Annotated in this window: 16 protein-coding genes; 6 read left to right on the forward strand and 10 right to left on the reverse strand. The window is 65.7% G+C overall.

Annotated elements, in window-relative coordinates; translation table 11 throughout:
• Positions 1-136: 136 nt before the first annotated feature.
• The 4 genes from ACW7G1_RS12430 (at position 137) to ACW7G1_RS12445 (ending at position 2,663) form a co-directional block, all read left to right on the forward strand.
• The gene (locus ACW7G1_RS12430; RefSeq protein WP_456980065.1) at positions 137-841 is read left to right on the forward strand and encodes a glycosyltransferase; all 705 of its coding nucleotides are present in this window, start codon (positions 137-139) and stop codon (positions 839-841) included.
• Positions 842-940: 99 nt separating this feature from the next.
• Entirely contained in the window at positions 941-1,891 is a 951-nt protein-coding gene (locus ACW7G1_RS12435) for an alpha/beta fold hydrolase (protein ID WP_456980066.1), read from the forward strand.
• Positions 1,888-2,472, forward strand: a complete 585-nt coding sequence (locus ACW7G1_RS12440) for a hypothetical protein (protein WP_456980067.1) — start codon at positions 1,888-1,890, stop codon at positions 2,470-2,472. Before ACW7G1_RS12435 ends, ACW7G1_RS12440 begins: the two co-directional genes overlap by 4 nt.
• Entirely contained in the window at positions 2,469-2,663 is a 195-nt protein-coding gene (locus tag ACW7G1_RS12445; RefSeq protein ID WP_456963192.1) for a helix-turn-helix transcriptional regulator, read from the forward strand. Before ACW7G1_RS12440 ends, ACW7G1_RS12445 begins: the two co-directional genes overlap by 4 nt.
• A 21-nt stretch (positions 2,664-2,684) precedes the next feature.
• Here the strand turns inward: ACW7G1_RS12445 and ACW7G1_RS12450 are convergent, their stop codons facing one another.
• The 3 genes from ACW7G1_RS12450 to ACW7G1_RS12460 form a co-directional block, all read right to left on the reverse strand.
• On the reverse strand, positions 2,685-3,272 hold the full coding sequence (locus ACW7G1_RS12450) for a DUF6630 family protein (protein WP_456980068.1): 588 nt from the start codon (positions 3,270-3,272) through the stop codon (positions 2,685-2,687).
• 66 nt (positions 3,273-3,338) lie between these two features.
• Positions 3,339-4,628 carry an RNA polymerase sigma factor gene (locus ACW7G1_RS12455; RefSeq protein ID WP_456980069.1) on the reverse strand — a complete coding sequence of 430 codons (1,290 nt, stop codon included), beginning with the start codon at positions 4,626-4,628 and terminating at the stop codon, positions 3,339-3,341.
• A 130-nt stretch (positions 4,629-4,758) separates the two neighbouring features.
• Positions 4,759-5,178: a YciI family protein gene (locus ACW7G1_RS12460; RefSeq protein WP_456980070.1), complete on the reverse strand. Its 420-nt coding sequence runs from the start codon at positions 5,176-5,178 to the stop codon at positions 4,759-4,761.
• Positions 5,179-5,369: 191 nt separating this feature from the next.
• On the opposite strand from ACW7G1_RS12460, the gene ACW7G1_RS12465 reads away from it, so the two are divergent.
• Positions 5,370-5,744 carry a YciI family protein gene (locus tag ACW7G1_RS12465; RefSeq protein WP_456980071.1) on the forward strand — a complete coding sequence of 125 codons (375 nt, stop codon included), beginning with the start codon at positions 5,370-5,372 and terminating at the stop codon, positions 5,742-5,744.
• 9 nt (positions 5,745-5,753) lie between these two features.
• Here the strand turns inward: ACW7G1_RS12465 and ACW7G1_RS12470 are convergent, their stop codons facing one another.
• The 3 genes from ACW7G1_RS12470 to ACW7G1_RS12480 all read right to left on the reverse strand — a co-directional run bounded on the left by ACW7G1_RS12470 (position 5,754) and on the right by ACW7G1_RS12480 (position 8,827).
• Complete coding sequence (locus tag ACW7G1_RS12470; protein ID WP_456980072.1) at positions 5,754-6,962, reverse strand: HD-GYP domain-containing protein; 1,209 nt, start codon at positions 6,960-6,962, stop codon at positions 5,754-5,756.
• A gap of 66 nt (positions 6,963-7,028) precedes the next feature.
• Positions 7,029-8,402 carry an MFS transporter gene (locus ACW7G1_RS12475; RefSeq protein ID WP_456980073.1) on the reverse strand — a complete coding sequence of 458 codons (1,374 nt, stop codon included), beginning with the start codon at positions 8,400-8,402 and terminating at the stop codon, positions 7,029-7,031.
• Complete coding sequence (locus tag ACW7G1_RS12480) at positions 8,399-8,827, reverse strand: hypothetical protein (protein WP_456980074.1); 429 nt, start codon at positions 8,825-8,827, stop codon at positions 8,399-8,401. The genes ACW7G1_RS12475 and ACW7G1_RS12480 overlap by 4 nt, the downstream gene beginning before the upstream one ends.
• 195 nt (positions 8,828-9,022) lie before the next feature.
• Here ACW7G1_RS12480 and ACW7G1_RS12485 point away from each other — a divergent pair, with 195 nt between their 5' ends.
• A complete protein-coding gene (locus ACW7G1_RS12485) occupies positions 9,023-10,318 on the forward strand; it encodes a CynX/NimT family MFS transporter (protein WP_456980075.1) in 1,296 nt (431 codons plus the stop codon).
• A 14-nt stretch (positions 10,319-10,332) separates the two neighbouring features.
• Here the strand turns inward: ACW7G1_RS12485 and ACW7G1_RS12490 are convergent, their stop codons facing one another.
• The 4 genes from ACW7G1_RS12490 to ACW7G1_RS12505 form a co-directional block, all read right to left on the reverse strand.
• The gene (locus tag ACW7G1_RS12490; RefSeq protein WP_456980076.1) at positions 10,333-11,004 is read right to left on the reverse strand and encodes an SDR family oxidoreductase; all 672 of its coding nucleotides are present in this window, start codon (positions 11,002-11,004) and stop codon (positions 10,333-10,335) included.
• A gap of 101 nt (positions 11,005-11,105) precedes the next feature.
• A complete protein-coding gene (locus tag ACW7G1_RS12495; protein ID WP_456980077.1) occupies positions 11,106-12,518 on the reverse strand; it encodes a coniferyl aldehyde dehydrogenase in 1,413 nt (470 codons plus the stop codon).
• Between the two features lie 6 nt (positions 12,519-12,524).
• On the reverse strand, positions 12,525-15,023 hold the full coding sequence (locus ACW7G1_RS12500; RefSeq protein ID WP_456980078.1) for a TonB-dependent receptor: 2,499 nt from the start codon (positions 15,021-15,023) through the stop codon (positions 12,525-12,527).
• A 109-nt stretch (positions 15,024-15,132) separates the two neighbouring features.
• Positions 15,133-16,260, reverse strand: coding sequence for an SO2930 family diheme c-type cytochrome (locus ACW7G1_RS12505; protein WP_456980079.1), 1,128 nt, complete (start codon positions 16,258-16,260; stop codon positions 15,133-15,135).
• Positions 16,261-16,286 lie beyond the last annotated feature (26 nt).

A 16,286-nucleotide genomic window follows, 5' to 3' on the forward strand; every position in this document is an offset into this window, starting at 1 on the left:
CCCGGCCCTGCCGCAGCGGGCAGTCATGTGCGCGGATCGCAACGATGTGAAAGGCAAACCTTAACAGAGCGCGGCAGCGAACTCGAACCCGGTGGCATTGCCCGGAGCCCACGCAGCCATGTGCAACGATAGCCGCATGATTTCCTTCATCGTCCCGGCCCATGACGAAGAGCGGTTGATTGCTGCCACCCTGGACGCGATTCGCAGCAGCGCGAGCGCCATGGGTGGGCGGTTCGAGGTCATCGTCGTCGACGACGCCTCCAGCGACCAGACCGCCAACATCGCCACCGAGCATGGCGCGCGGGTGATCCACGTCTCTCATCGACAGATCGCCGCTACCCGCAACGCCGGTGCAGCCGAGGCGCGCGGCGAATGGCTGTTCTTTATCGACGCCGACACGTTGATCAACCCCGACTACCTGGCTGCCGCGCTCGCCGCGATGCGGCGCGGAGCGGTCGGCGGTGGCGCGGGCGTGAAGCTGCTCGGCAAGGCGGCGCTGCACGAGCGGGTCGGGCAGGTGATGCTGATCCATATATTCCGCTGGGTGGGCGTTACCCCGGGCTGCAGCCTGTTCTGCACCCGCGCCGCGTTCGATACGGTCGGCGGTTTCGATGAGACGTACTACGCCGGCGAGGATGTCGCGATGGGCCGTGCACTGGCCCGACACGGACGTCTGGTGATCCTGAAGGAGGTGGTGATGACCTCGGCGCGCAAGTTGCGCACCCATACCCTGGGCGAACAGTTGCGACTGCTGGCGCGGTTCCTGTGGCGTGGCCGGAAGATGCTCCGGTCACGCCACGAACTGGGCATGTGGTACGGCAAGCGGCGGGACGAGCCTTGAATGCGACCGGCGGAAAACTTTATGTAAAGCATGCTTGACATATGCGATGCCCGCTCCTACTGTCAGTGTCAAGCACCCTTTACACAAACGGAGCCGCCCATGCACCCGCTGATCCCACTTGCATTGCTTTCCCTGTTGGCGTTGCCCGCAGTCGCCCGGCCGGCCGCCGAAATGGCGGTGTCGACCGATCGGGTGGCGGTGTCGGCTGATCAAACCTTCACCATCGGCACCTTGCGCGTGCAACAACACGGCGCCAGCGGCCAGCCAGTGGTCCTGATTCCGGGCTTGGCCAGCGGAGCATGGGTCTGGGACGACACCATCGCCCACCTGCGCGACTCCCACGTGGTCTACGCAGTGACCCTGGCGGGCTTTGACGGTGTGCCCGCGCCGCAGGGTGATGAAAGCTATTTTGATCGCGCTGCCGAATCACTGGTCGAGCTGATTGACTCGCGCAACCTCGAGCAGCCGGTGCTGATCGGCCACAGCCTCGGCGGCACGCTGGCGCTGGATATAGCAACCCGCCACGCCGACCAGCTGGCCGGCGTCGTTGCCGTCGACGGCCTACCCGTGTTCCCCGGGTTCGAGCAGCTGGCTGCCAGCGACCGACAGGCCCATGCGAAACAAATCGGCGCGCAGATGGCGGAGGCCAATGCCGAGCAGTTCCAGGCCATGCAACTGGGCTACATGCAGACCATCGGGGTGATTGATCCGGCCCTGGCGATGAAAACCGCGGCCTTGTCTGCGCGCAGCGATCCTGCCGCGACTGGGCGCTACGCCGCCGAAGACCTGGCGCTCGACCTGCGCGACCGGCTATCGGCCGCGACGGTGCCCATCCTGGAGATATCGCCCTACAACGCACCGGACTTCAGCGCCCCGCCAATGGTGATGAGCGAGACCGAGAAGGTCGATTACTACCGGCAACTGCTCGCCGGCGCGCCGCAGGTGGACGTGGTGTCCATCTCCCCGTCCCGGCACTTCGTGATGCTCGACCAGCCGCGGAAGTTCCTCGAGACCGTGGATGACTTCCTCGCCACACTGGTGTCGCCATGACTGTATGGAACAAGCTGACCAATCGCCGCTTCATGCTGGCTCTCGGCCTGGCTGCGACCAGCGTAGGCATGGCACTGATCCTAGGTGGATGGCTGATCGACAGTCAGACACTGCTCCACGGGGGGTTGATCTGTGCCGGCACCGGCGCAATCTGGCTGGTGTGCGCACGCTGGACCACCACCGACCGCATGCGCACTGTTGATCGGCGCTATGCGCGTGAGTTCTTCCTCGCCATGGGAAGCTACATGGCCATCATGCTGCTGGTCTGGCCAATGCTCGAATACGTGCAGGGCACAGCGGCGCGGACCCTGATCGCCCTGTCTCCGATCCTTCCAGTGGTGTTCATCGGTCGGTCGGTGATGCGTCGGGTTCGCGACGGCGATGAGCTGGAGCAGCGGGTATTCCTGGAGGCTGCGGCCATCGCCGGGTTGACGGTCGGCGTACTGAGCATGGCCGCCGCTTTCCTGCAGACCGCGGGTCTCGTTCAAATTCACGCCGGCTTGATGTGGGTACTTCCCGGCCTGTTTGTCGTATTCGGCATTGCGCTGTGGTGGACCAAACGACGGTATCGCGAAGAATGAAAAACCACCTGCGCACGTTGCGTAATCAACAAGGGTGGTCGCAAGCCCACCTGGGCGAGCAACTGGATGTGTCGCGACAGACCATCATCGCGATCGAGACCGGCAAGTACGATCCCAGCCTGCCGCTGGCGTTCAAGATTGCGCAGTTGTTCGACTTGCCGATCGAATCGATCTTTATTCCCGGGCCGTGACCGGATCAACCACGGCAGCGATCAGCCAAACGGATCGCTGCCCGGACGCAGTTCGATGTCCAGCGCGTGCGCCAGTTCCTGCATCGCCTCGTCGTCGCTGCTCAGGGTGATCCAGCCCGCGTGCATGTCGTCTTCGCCGGACGGCCCGCTGGCGGCGTTCCAGGTCCACAGGCTGTAGCCGTATTCACGCAGCCGGTCATAGGCCACCGCCATCAGTGATGGCACGTCGGCGTCGGCCAGGAAGTCCTCGTCACTGGCATCCTCCACGCCCCAGTCGACGCTGAGGTTCCAGCGCGCGGCCAGCTCGGTGATGGTATCGATGAACGACACCGCATCGGCTTCATCGACGTAGAACCCGGCCTTCCAGTCGACCACGTCCTTGAGCAGCCAGACCGGCTCGGCCTGGTCCGGGTCGGCCTCGTCCAGCGCTTCGCGGTATTCGGCGAACTGCTGCAAGGCCGAGTCCTCGTCGCCGGGGTTGATCAACAGCAGCAGTTGCCAGACCAGCGCCTCGGGTGTGTCGTCGGCATCCGGGTCGATGCCGGCGCTGGCCCGGGAACTGTTGGCGAAGTTGTCGTCGGGGTCGTATTCGGGTTCGTCGGCGTTCATCGGAGTGTTCCGCAAGGAGGTCGGACGAATCGTGACACGCCCGGTGGTGGACGCAACGTCATCTCGTTAGTCGCCGCCACCCGGGGGATCCGCGCAAACGGCCGCGCGCGCCAGCAACAGCACGCGTTCGCGCTGGTTGCGAGTGAGCGAAGCAGCACGCTCGAACTGGTGGCGCGCCTCGTCGTGGCGACCAAGTTTCCACAGCAGGTCACCACGCACGGCCGGAAACAGGTGGTAGCGAGCGAGCAGTGGCTCGCTGTCCAGTGCATCGGTCACCGCCAACCCCGCCGCCGGGCCGTAGGCCATCCCCACTGCCACCGCGCGGTTGAGTTCAACCACCGGCGACGGCGCCACCACGGCGAGTGTTGCGTACAACCCGGCGATGCGTTCCCAGTCGGTGTCGGGGGCGGTCGGTGCCCGCGCATGGCACGCCGCAATGGCGGCCTGTAGCGCATAGACGCCGTGCTCGCCGCCGATTCTTTCGGCGAGCTCCAGCGACGCGAAGCCACGGCCGATCGCCAGCCGATCCCAGCGGGCACGGTCCTGCTCCAACAACACGATCGGCTCACCCGATGGTCCCAGCCGCGCTTTGGCACGCGAAGCCTGGATCTCCATCAAGGCCAACAAGCCGTGCACTTCCGGCTCACCCGGCGCCAGCCCGGCCAGCACCCGGCCCAGCCGCAGGGCCTCGTCGCACAGCGCCGGTCGCATCCAGTCATCGCCGGCGGTCGCCGAATAGCCCTCGTTGAAGATCAGGTAGATGACCCCGAGTACCGATGCCAGGCGTTCGGGCAACTGGTCCTTGCGCGGGACCTCGAACGGCACCTGCTTGGCGGTCAGGGTGCGCTTGGCGCGCACGATGCGCTGGGCGATGGTCGCCTCCGGCAGCAGGAAGGCACGCGCGATCTCATCGGTGCCCAGCCCGCCAAGCAGGCGCAGCGTCAGCGCGACCTGGGCATCGGTGGACAGCACCGGGTGGCAGGCCGTGAACACCAGCCGCAGCAGGTTATCGCCAATGTCGTCGTCCAGGCGTCGGTCGCTGTCCGGGCGGTCCATGTCGCGGCCCTCCAACTCGTGGCCGAGCTGCTCATGCTTGCGCTGCTGCAGCTGGTGGCGGCGCAGGCGGTCGATAGCGCGGTGCTTCGCGGTCGCCATCAGCCAGGCACCGGGGTTGTCGGGCACACTCGATTCCGGCCAGCGCTCAAGCGCAGCTACCAAGGCGTCCTGCGCCAGCTCCTCCGCTATCCCGACATCGCGCACCATCCGCGCGAGGGCCGCGATGATCCGCGGCGCCTCGATCCGCCAGACTGCCTCAATCGCGCGGTGGGCGTTACGTCGTGGGTCGTGATCGGTCATGACAACCGATCAGAGCACCGCCGCCGCCATGCCACAAGTGCGGACCGCGAACCCACCAGGCCGGACTGGTCAGGAATCGCTATGAAGGATCTCCCAGAGAAGGTCGTTTACCGGATTCCTGCAAGCCTGGTTACACCGCCAATCGTTCACGCAGCCTTTGCTCCTGCTCGCGCAATCCGGGAGTGAACTCGGCGCCAAAATCTTCCGCCTCGAAGACCTGGCGGATCTCGATCTCGCAATCTCCCTCGTGCGGATTCGGGCAGCGCTTGACCCATTCGATCGCCTCCTGCAACGAGCGCACCTGCCACAGCCAGAATCCGGCAACCAGCTCCTTGGTCTCCGCGAACGGACCATCAATGACCCGCCGCGAACTACCGGAAAACCGTACTCGTGCGCCCGTGCTGCTGGGCTGCAAGCCCTCGCCGGCAAGGACAATGCCCGCCTTCGCCAACTCCTCGTTGTAGCGGCCCATCTCGGCCAGCCGTTGCTCGTCCGGCATGACGCCGGCCTCGGACTGCCGGCTCGCCTTGACCATTACCATCACTTTCATGTCGTTTTTCCTCACTCGTGGATGAGGCACCCAATGGAGCCGCGGCTCGGTCACCAGGTGCGCTCTTGCAAATACGACGAACCGGAAGGCGGGGAATCGACAGGAGGGCAAAACTTTAAACTGGAGACCCAGCCACGGCGCACACGCCTGATCTCCGGCATGATGCAGCCGACTCCCCACAGGACGAATTCATGCAATTCCTGCTGCTTGTCTACAACGACGATACCGAGATCGACGCATTGCCCGAGGGCGAGTTCGATACCCGGATGCGCGACTGTTTCGTCCACGCCGACGCGTTGCGCGCCCGTGGCCAACTGATCGAATCGCAGCAACTCGAGTCCGCCAGGAAGGCCCGGTCGGTGCGTATCCGCAATGGCCGCACCACCGTCGTCGATGGTCCTTTCGCCGAAACCAAGGAAGTCCTGGCAGGCTTCAACCTGATCGAAGCAGACAGCTTGGACGAGGCCGTCCGCATCGCGGCGGAGCTTCCCTGGGCACGCACCGGGTGCATCGAGGTTCGCCCAATACGCGACATGGCTGCCGTGCGCCGGCAGGTCGGCGCCTGAGGCTGCGCGCTATGGCCGCAACAAGGTCCGCTCGCTGCACCAAAGCTCGCTCGCGCTGGCGACCAACGCCTGGTACTTGCGTGGCGGCACGGTCTCGGTAATCGCGTACGCGGACAGCGCCGTGTCGCGTTGCGCGGCAAGTGCAGCCAGGGTGCCGTTGGCGTTGATCAGCCGCGCGACGATCGGCTGCGTGGCGCCTTGGCCTCGACGCAGCACCACCCCGACTTCCCGGTTCGCCAGCCGCACCGGGGTTCCCGGCGGAAATACACCGATCTCCCGAACCAGCAGGATTGCCAACCCTTCATCAACGGCCTTGCCACGCTCCAGGAACAGGCTGCGCAGGGCGTGCCGCGCATGCACCGCTTCGCGATAGGCACGTGGGCGCACCATCGCCGAATAGATATCCACAATCGCCAGCTTTCGCGCGCCACGGCTGATCGCGTCGCCCGACAGGCGGTTGGGATAGCCACTGCCATCAATGCGCTCGTGGTGTTGCAACACAGCGGCCAGCCAGACCGGATCCTCCACCCCGGCCGCTTGCAACAGCTCAACGCCGGCCTGCGGATGGCCGGCAATCACCAGGCGTTGGTCAACTGACAGCTCCGATTCCTGTCGGTTCATGGCGGCGGCAAACGGACCCATCGCGACGTCATAGCTCAATGCGGCAGCGACGACCGGCAGGCTCTCATCCTCATCCCAACCACGCGCGCGCACCAGCAACTCGCACAGGGTCGCCGCATGCAACAGCCGCGCCACATGGCCGTCATCGCCGACTTCCAGCTGCATCGCTGCCAGAGCCGCATCGGCGTCGCGCGCGACCAGGCCGCGCAGGCGCCGCGCAAGCTCAAGCAACTGCTCGCCCAAAGCGTCGCCCTCACGCATTGCCAGGTGCCGGTGCAGCACTTTCAGCTCATGGCGCAGCACTTGCATTTCGCGAAACACCGGAGGCTCCGGCTCGGCCGGGGGGCCCGCCGGCGCAATCTCGTCGAGTTGCAACGCCTCATCGGCCTGGTCGGCGGCGTGATCGAACTCCGCCACCAGCACGCCTGCGTTGGTCTCGGTGTCGGGCACCAACATGCCGCGCTCCAACACCACACTCAGCTGGTCCGGGCTTGCCAGCACCATCCCCTGCACGAACAACAGCTTGCCCTCGCGGTCGTATACCGACCACGGCAATGGCAAACCAAGCTCCACTTCATCTGCAACGACCGGACGCACGTGCACCCCCAACGGCCCGCCGGATCGCCGGGCTTCGGTACGTTATCGGTCGTCTTGGCCGGAGCTTTAACTTCCGCTCGGCGCAAGGGTTGCTGGCCGCACCCGGGCCGCCAGCAGTAATCCGAGCACGGCCAGGCTGCCGGTTATCGCAAATCCCGACAGATACGCCGCAATCGGCGAACGTGCCAGCAAGGCGGCGAACAGGGACCCGCCCACGGCCAACATGGTGGCGGTGAACAAGGCGTCGCACAGCTGCAACGCCGAGGCATTGGCGCCCTGTCGCTCCGGCGGCGACAGTTCCAGCGTCAGTATCGACAGGCTGGGATACACCGTGCCCATGCCCAGCCCGGCAACCACCCAGCCGGCCATCGCGACCTGGAGCGGCACCGCCGGCATCACGGCCAGTGCGACGCAAGCCACGCCCAATGCGATCAACCCCATGCCGACCTGCAACAGGCGCGCTGGCGAAGGATCGATCAGCCGTCCACGATTCCACGAGCCCAGCGACCAGCCAATCGCGCCGATGGTCAATGCCAGCCCGGCCCAGGTCGGCGACAGGCCGCGCTCGCGGGTCAGCAACAACGGCAGGAATATCTCGGTGCCAAAGAAGGCCGCCGAGGCAATCCCGCGCAAGGCGATGACGGACGGAAGCCCGCGGCCGGCGCGCAAGGTGCCGGCGGGGAGCAGCTTGACCATGCTGGCCAGCAACCCGACACCGGCAGCACCCAACAAGACGATCGCCAACCAGTCACGTCGTTGGCCGGCGTAGTGCAGCAGCAACGCGCTCACCGCCGCCACCACCGCCCAGGCGATCCGTTGCCGGTTGCCGCTGGCGTCAACGGACGTTTGCTGCGGCAATGGACCCATGCCACGCAAGGCCGGCAACACCATGGCCGCGGCCAGTGCGGCAACAAAAGGGACCAGCAGGAATACCCAGCGCCAACCCAGGTGCTCGACTATCAGGCCGCTGATGGTCGGCCCGATGATCGCCGGCAGCACCCACGCCGCCGCAAACGCGGCGAAGATTGGCGCGCGCATTTGCGGTGGATAGGCCCGTCCCACCACCACGTACAAGGCGACCGACATCAGCCCGCCGCCAAAGCCCTGGATCACCCGCCCCACCAACAGCACCCACATCGTCGGCGCCAGGCCAGCGATCACCAGGCCGATGCCAAACCACACGATGCCGTGTTTGAGCGGCGCGCGCGGGCCGCTGCGATCTGCCCAGGGGCCGCTGGCAACCATCCCGACCACCGCCGCGGCCAGCGTGCCGGCAAAGGCCATCGCGTACAGCGACAAGCCATCCAGCGCCTGTGCCACCACCGGCATTGCGGTGGCCACGGCCAGCGCCTCGAACGCATAGAGCGCGACCAGCGATACCGCGCCCAGCGTCAGCGCCCGATAGCGCGGGGCAAACAAGCTCTCCGGAGCTGTAGTCACCGGTCGCCGGTGTGCGTGGCGGCTCCACGGAATGCGGTGTCGGCAGGGAATTGGGCGCGCGCAGGCAGCGACGACGGGACCACCGTATTCGGCGACTTCGGCGTCGACTGGTCCATCGCCTCGGTAGCGCCACGTTGTGCGGCCTTGTGCGGGATCCGCCACAGCTCGGCGGGGTCGTAATACGACGAGCCCCGGGTCCAGCGCGAATTCCCCGACTTGCCCTCTTCGGCAATCTCCAGGCGATTGTCACCGCGGGTAGCGTGGAGCGGCGTCCACAAGCCTTCCGTTGCGTTCGCGGACAGACACACGAAGTAGGTTTGCGCATCGACGGCATCGGCCGGCTCAACGGTGTGGCTGGCACCAAACTTGAGCAGGGTGTCCGGAAACATGTGGAGTGCCAGTCCGGGGGAGTGGATATGGGCCATGGTGCTGGGTCCTGGTAACAAGGCGATCATCGGATCGCGGGGGCTCGTGGCACGCACCACTGGTGAGGGTCGTGGTCGACAACCGATGGTAATGGTTCCGTTCCCGCTCGGCACACTCCGCACAATCACTGCCGGCGGGCGCTCCTATAATGACGGGCTCGACGGCACGGCCGCCCTCGCCCCTTGCAGGCGCCCATGACTCCCCCTACCCCGCGCGAACATGCCTCGCGCGAGCCCGCACCTGACGTTCGCCTGCCGCTATGGCGCGGTCGCGGCCTGATACTGCTCGGCATCGCGCTGTCGGCGCTGAACTTGCGCACCGCCGTCACGTCGCTGACCCCGCTGCTGGACAGCCTGGGGCAGACGCTGGATTTCGGCCCGACCATGACCGGGGTGTTCGGCATCGTGCCCACCGCGGCGTTTGCGGTGTTCGGCGTCGCCACCCCGGCCATCGCCCACCGTCTGGGTCTGGAGCGCACCGCCTTGCTGGCGATGCTGCTTGCCGCCGCCGGGTTGCTGGCGCGTGGTTTTGTCGGCGGGACCGGTCAGTTGCTGCTGACATCGGCGATCGCCCTGTCGGGCATGGGCATTGGCAACGTGGTGTTGCCGCCGCTGGTCAAGCGCTACTTCGCTGATCGCGTTGGCGGCGTCAGCGCGATGTACATCACGATGCTGCAGATGGGCACCATCCTGCCTGCGCTGACCGCGGTACCGGTCGCCAATGCGCTGGGTTGGCGCGTGTCGCTGGGCGCGTGGTCGCTGGTCGCGGTCGCCGCTGCGTTGCCCTGGGCGATCACCTTGTACCAGGAGCGCCACGGCCGCTCCGCCAAAGCCCATGCACTGGCATCGGTCCGCGACCAGGCGATCACGGCAGACGATGCGGCGCCGGAACTCGCCGCTCCCCCGGCGTCCGGCCGCGTCTGGCGGTCACCGGTGGCATGGGGAATGGCTTTGATGTTCGGCATGACGTCGCTCAACAGCTATTCGATATTCACCTGGTTGCCGGCCGTGCTGGTGGATGCCGGCGGCAGTCCATTACTGGGCGGCACGATGGTCGGGCTGTACTCCGCGTTCGGCCTGGTCAGCGGCTTCGCGATGCCGGTCATCGCGGTGCGGGTGCGCAACCCCTTCCCCATCGTGATCCTGTGTTGCCTGCTGCACCTGTCCGCGTTCGCCGGGCTGCTGCTGGCGCCGATGACCTTGACCCTGCTGTGGGTCGCATTGCTGGGGCTGGGGCCGAGCACGTTTCCGCTGGCATTGACACTGATCAACCTGCGCACCCGCACCCCCGCGGGCTCGGCCGCGCTGTCGGGTTTCACCCAGGGCGTGGGTTACGCGTTGAGCTGCGCCGGTCCGCTGCTGTTCGGCCTGTTGCACGATGTGTCCGGTGGCTGGCTATGGCCTTTTGCGTTCCTGAGCACGAGCCTGCTGGCGCTGGCTGCTGGCGGCTACCTGGCGTGCAAGCCGCGGATGCTGGAAGACAGCTGGTAGGCGCGGCAAACCCGTCACCAGGGCAGTTCACTGCCATTGGCATGCCAAAACGTGCCGGTCTGCTCCAGGCCGAGCGTGTCCAGCCGTTCGACCAGCTGCCCGGCCGCATGCTCCGGACTGACCTCACCACTGCCGCCCACCATCTCGGTGGCGACGAAGCCAGGATGCAGCAGGAACACGGCGATGCCGCGCGGGGCAAGGTCCACGGCCAGGGATTTACCGATCGCGTTGACCGCCGACTTGGACGCGCGATAACCGTAGCGACCGCCTGAGCCGTTGTCGGCCACCGAGCCCATGCGGCTGGTGATGATGCCGATCTTCGCGCCTTCGCCCAGATGGCCCAGCAACGCCTGCGTTACCCGCAACGGCCCCATCGCATTGACCTCGAACTGCCGGCGCATGTCTTCCCATCCGGCCGCGTCGATGTCGCCCAGTGCCTCGCGGGTCATGATGCCGGCGTTGAGCACCAGCACGTCGATGCGCGTGTCGCCCAGTCGCTGCGCCAATGCGGTCAGGGCCGCATCATCGGTCACATCGACCCCGGCCTCGACCTGCGCACCGGTCGCCTGCAGCGCATCGCTGGTTTGGCGGCAGGCCGCAATCACACGATCGCCACGGGCAGTGTAATGACGGGCGAACGCAAGACCGATGCCGCGATTGGCACCGGTGATCAGGACGGTTTTCATGTCGGACTCCTTGTTGTCATGCCACAGCCATGGTGGCGCTGCTGCCGACAATCAAGGCGGACACGCTGGCGGCCGCGCGACCACGGCGCTCCATGGCGGGCTCAACCGCGCTTGAGCAGCAATTCCAGCATCCGGCGGAAGCGCGCCCCGTACGGCGGATTGAGCAACCCGCCACCGTTGAAGCGGGCCTGATGGAACACCGGCTTGAGGTGGGAAAACCGCAGGAACCCGGCTTCACCGTGATAGCTGCCCATGCCGGAGGCTCCCACGCCGCCAAACGGCAGGCCGTGCTGGGCGATGTGGAACAGCGTGTCATTGACGGTGACGCCGCCGGCCTGGGTCCGGGTCAGCACCTGGTCGACACGGGAGCGATCCCGGTCGAACACATACAGTGCCAGCGGGTGCGGCCGCGCGCCGATGTAGGCAATCGCTTCGTCCAGCGAGTCATACGGCACCAATGGCAGCAGCGGACCGAAGATCTCCTCACGCATCACCGCCATGTCGTCACTGACCCCACTCAGCACCAGGGGCGGCAACAGGCGGCGGGCGGAATCCGCCGGCACCGCGCTCAACGGATGGACCCGCGCGCCGGCCGCCACCGCACCGTCGCGCAATGCGGTCAGGCGCTGGTACTGGCGGTCGGAGATGATGCTGGCGTACTGCCCATTACGCTCCAGCTGCGGATACATCCGCGCCATCACGTCACTGGCAATGTCGATAAACTCGCCGATGCGCGCGCGCGGCAGCAGCACGTAATCGGGCGCGATGCAGGTCTGGCCGGCGTTGACCACCTTGCCGAACACGATGCGCTCGACCGCATGCTCGAAGCGCGCACCGGGGCCAATGATCGCGGGCGACTTGCCACCCAGCTCCAACGTTACCGGGGTCAGGTTGGCACCCGCCGCACGCATCACCTGACGGCCAACCGTGGTCGAACCGGTGAACAACAGGTGATCGAACGGCAAGGCGGAAAACGCTTGCCCTACCGAAGCGTCACCGTTCACCACCGCCACCTCGTCGTGTTTGAAATAGCGGCCAACCTGCTCGGCGAACAGCGCCGAGAAATGCGGCGTGGCTTCGCTCATCTTCAACATCACCCGGTTGCCCGCTGCCAGCGCATCCAGCAACGGTCCAACGGCGAGATACAACGGGTAGTTCCACGGCACGATAATCCCGATCACGCCCAACGGCTGCGGCCGCAGCTCGGTACGCGCCGGCAGGAACGCCAGGCCGGCCCAGCCACGCCGCGGCCGCATCCAGCGGCGGCCATGGCGCAAGGCGTGGCGAATGCCCGACAAGCCGGGGTAGATCTCCAGCAGGTCGGTCTCCTGTCCCGGACGCTGCCCGAAATCGGCATCGATGGCATCGGAAAAAGCTTGCCGCTGGTCCCGCAGCATCGACTGCAACGCTCGCAGACGCCCGGCGCGAACCGGCCACAAGGGCAACGGATCAACCGCTTGCGCCGCTCGCATTCGCTGCAATATCCCGTTCATGGCCGGCGCCTGCTCGCTCATGGCTGATCAGAAGCTGGCCCGGAACTCCACGCCCCACATGCGCGGCAAGGTGATGGACGCGTACGGAGTGCCGAACACCGCGGTGCTCATGTTGCTTACGCCGGTGACGTAGCGCTTTTCAAACAGGTTGTTGACGTACAGCGCGACACCCCAGTGATCGCTCGGGGAGTTCCACTCAACGCGTGCATCGGTGCGCTGCTGGCTGGCGCCGACATCGAAGTTCGGACTGACCTGGCAAGTGCCTTGCAACTGGGAGTCGCGGTTGCAACGCGAGTCGCCCCGGAATGCGTGGTTGACACTGGCATCGACGGTACCTCCCGCCACCTCGCTCCACGTATAGCCGAGCCCCGCGGCGAAGGAGAACTTCGGCTCACCGGTGGGTTGGCCCGACAAGTCGATACCAGACGGTGCCACCGCGTCGCTGTAGGTCGCATCGATATAGGCACCGGTGAAGCTCATTCGCAGCGCTTCCACCGGCTTCCATTGCATCTCGACCTCAAACCCCTGGGCCTGCTGGTCGGTGCTGTTGACCAGGTAACGCGGCACGCCGGAGCCGGCGGTATTGGGGTCGAGCGTCAGCGACTGGCGATTGCTGTACTTGTAGTAGTAGGCCGTGCCGTTGAGCAGCAGGTTGTAGTCGGGAAAGACGGTCTTGATGCCAGCCTCGTAGTTCCATACCTCCTCTGGTTCGAACCGCGAACCCACCTGCACCGCGTTGTAGCCACCAGCCTTGTAGCCCTTGGTCACCGAGACGTAGCCCATCACGTCGGGGCTGAACCGGTAGTCCAGCACCACGCGCGGGCTGAGGTCACTCCAGCGGTTACTGAGCTGGACCGGCACCCCGACCGCGTCGGTGAAGATGATGTTGTTGCCAAACATCGCCAACGCGTACTGCGCTTCCGGTGGCAGCATGGCCAGCACCCCGGCATCCTCCAGCCCCTGGACCGTGGCATCGAACGCATCCGCCCGACGCGGCATGTTGTACCAGGAGAAGTCTTTCTCATCACGCGTGTAACGCAGGCCGGTGGTCAGGTTCAGACGGTCGCTCAGGTGCCAGATCACGTCTCCGTACGCGGCGTAGGCCTTGAACTCACCGGCATTGCTGATTGCCTCCGCCCATGAATGACCCAGCAGCGAGAACGGCAACCCCATTGCGGCCAGTCCATCGCTGATGTCGGCCAGCGGATGGCCCGCGCCCATGACGTTGCCGGCCAGGGTGTCGATGCCGTCGGTGAAAACGTTGGTCTGGCTCGTTTGGCGCGCATCCTCGGTGTAATAGCTCGCACCAGCGACCCAATCCATGAGCTCGGTATTGCCGCTCAGCTTGAACTCCTGGTACCAGCTGCGGTTGCTCTCCAGGTTGGCGGTGTCCAGGTAACTGACGATGTGGTTGGTGCCGTCGTAATCGCCACGATTCTCGGTATCGAACTGCCGCCACGCCGTGGTCGACTCCAGGTGCCCCCACATGAAGGAATGGTCGACCTTCAGCGTGACGCCGTCGTACACCCGGTTTTCGGTTGCCCCCACGGCATCGTTGTAAAGCGGCGCGTGCAACGGGTTCAGGTAGTCCACCGGATTGGGCGGATAGGGCGGACGCTCATACGGGTCATCCGACAGCGCAACAAGGCCGATCGCCGGCTTGGGCAGCTGGTCGAGCTCCTCGTGATCCCATGACAGCAGCGCGCGGGTGTTGTCAGTCAGGTTCCAGCGAAACGTCGCGCGGGTGCCGAAGTCGTCATCGGCGCCATAGCGCTGCCCGCTGGCGGCATCGGTGATCCAGCCATCGCTGGTGTTGCTGTAGGCGCTGACGCGCAGCGCCATGTCGTCATTGATCGGCGCGTTCAACAGCCCATCGAAATACTGTCGGCCGAAGTTGCCAAATCGCGCGCGTGCACGGCCCTCGAACTTGTTGCCCGGTGGGTTGGTGATGATGGAAATTGCGCCAGCAGCCGCATTGCGACCAAACAATGTGCCTTGCGGCCCCTTCAGCACCTCGATCCGCTTCACGTCGTTGAACGCGAGCAGGGCGGCTCCGGAGCGGGCGGAGTAGACGCCATCCACATACACGCCGACCGCCGACTCGGTACCGATGCCAAAGTCGTCGGTGGAAATGCCGCGCAACTGATAGCCCGGCTGGGTTGGTTGATCACCGCTGACCACCAGGCCCGGTACGAACAGGCTCATCTTGCTCAGGTCGGTCGCCGCCAGCGCATCGACCTGTTCGGCAGTGATGATCTGCAATGGGATCGGTACCGACTGCATGACCTGTTCGCGACCCTGCGCAGTCACCACCACCGTATCGAGCAACGTGGCCTGCGATTCCCGCGGTGCGGCATCGACCGTCTGGTCAGCAGCCACTGGATCGTTCTGTGCCGGTAATGGCTCGGCGGCCACGGCGCTGGTGCAGACCAGCACGCCGCCAAGTCCCGCGAGCACATGGCCGAGACCGACCGTCAACAGGCGCTGGCGCAACGGCCGGCCGTCGCTCCGTGATTTGTGTGTCATGAGCCTGCGTGCAGCACGTGGTTGTGTGGTCATTGCGGTGATCTCCCCAACATCATGTGGTGGCGTCGATGCGCCGTTTTCCGCGTCATGCCGACGCTGATACGCCGCGTCAGGGCTGCGTCTGGCAGTTCCCGGGTTGCGCGGCAATCCATGCCCGGATCAGCGCCACGCCTTCTTCGTGTGAGGTGCTTCGCCCCAACTCCGGCATCATCACGCTCGGTTCGGTGGCCACCATGCGGTAGGTCAGGATCGACTCATCCGGCTTGCCCGGCACGATGTCGAACCGGTGGTTGCCGGTGCCACGACCGGCGGCGACCGGTGGCTTGCAGATACCGATATGGCGGTCATTGGGTTGGTCGATACCCAGCGACAAGCCCGTGGTGTTGGCCGACCCTTCCGGGTTGTGGCAATGGCTGCAGTTGATATCCAGATAAGCGCGCGCACGCGCGTCCAGAGGCGCCGCGGGATCGGACCAGTCCGCGTTGCGCGGCGCCTGCGTGGCATCCGGTGCCCCCGTCAGGTAGCCGACCCTGGTCAGGTATTCCAACTGGTTTGCCGCCCCGTCGACGTAATCGAAATCACGATTGAGGTGCCGTGCCCTGGGCCCAATCGGATGGATCTGCCGATCGACCCAGTCCTGCGCATGGCAGCTGGCGCACTGGCTTTCGTCGGGCACCACGTAGGTAAAGTCCTCGTGCGCGCCCTGCCCGCTCACCAGGATCAGCGGCACCAACGCGCCGGTACGGGCCAAGGTGGCGTCAGTCTGCGCGTCGTTCCAGAGATAGGGGATCGCAGCCCAGCCATCCGGGCGACGCACCAGGATGCGCGTCTCGATCATGCGCACCTGATCCAGCTCCAGACCACCGGCGTTGGCCGGCGTGTCGTTGGTGCGGGCGACATCACTGAACCCGCCCCCCGCCGAGCGCGGGTAGTAGAACGTCTTGCTGATCACGGTGCCGACCGGGAAGTCGAAACTGTCGCTCGGCTCGTACGTGGCCTGGACGCCCTCGGGCATCCAGATCGTGCGCAGCTTGTGTGCGTAGTCGGTGAACAGCGGCGTGTTGAGGTCGTATGGCACCACACCGTCGTTGAGTTGCAGCCGGCCGCCGCGCACCTCCACCACATGCCACTGACTAAGCAGCTCGGGTTGTCCGTCAGCGTGATAGGTCACTGGCGCCATGCCGCGCTGGCAGGCCGCCAACATCAACAGTCCGGCCAGCAACACGACACGATTCAACCAACCATCTGGGCACAAACGGTTTC

The sequence above is a fragment of the Lysobacter sp. A378 genome (assembly GCF_054052125.1).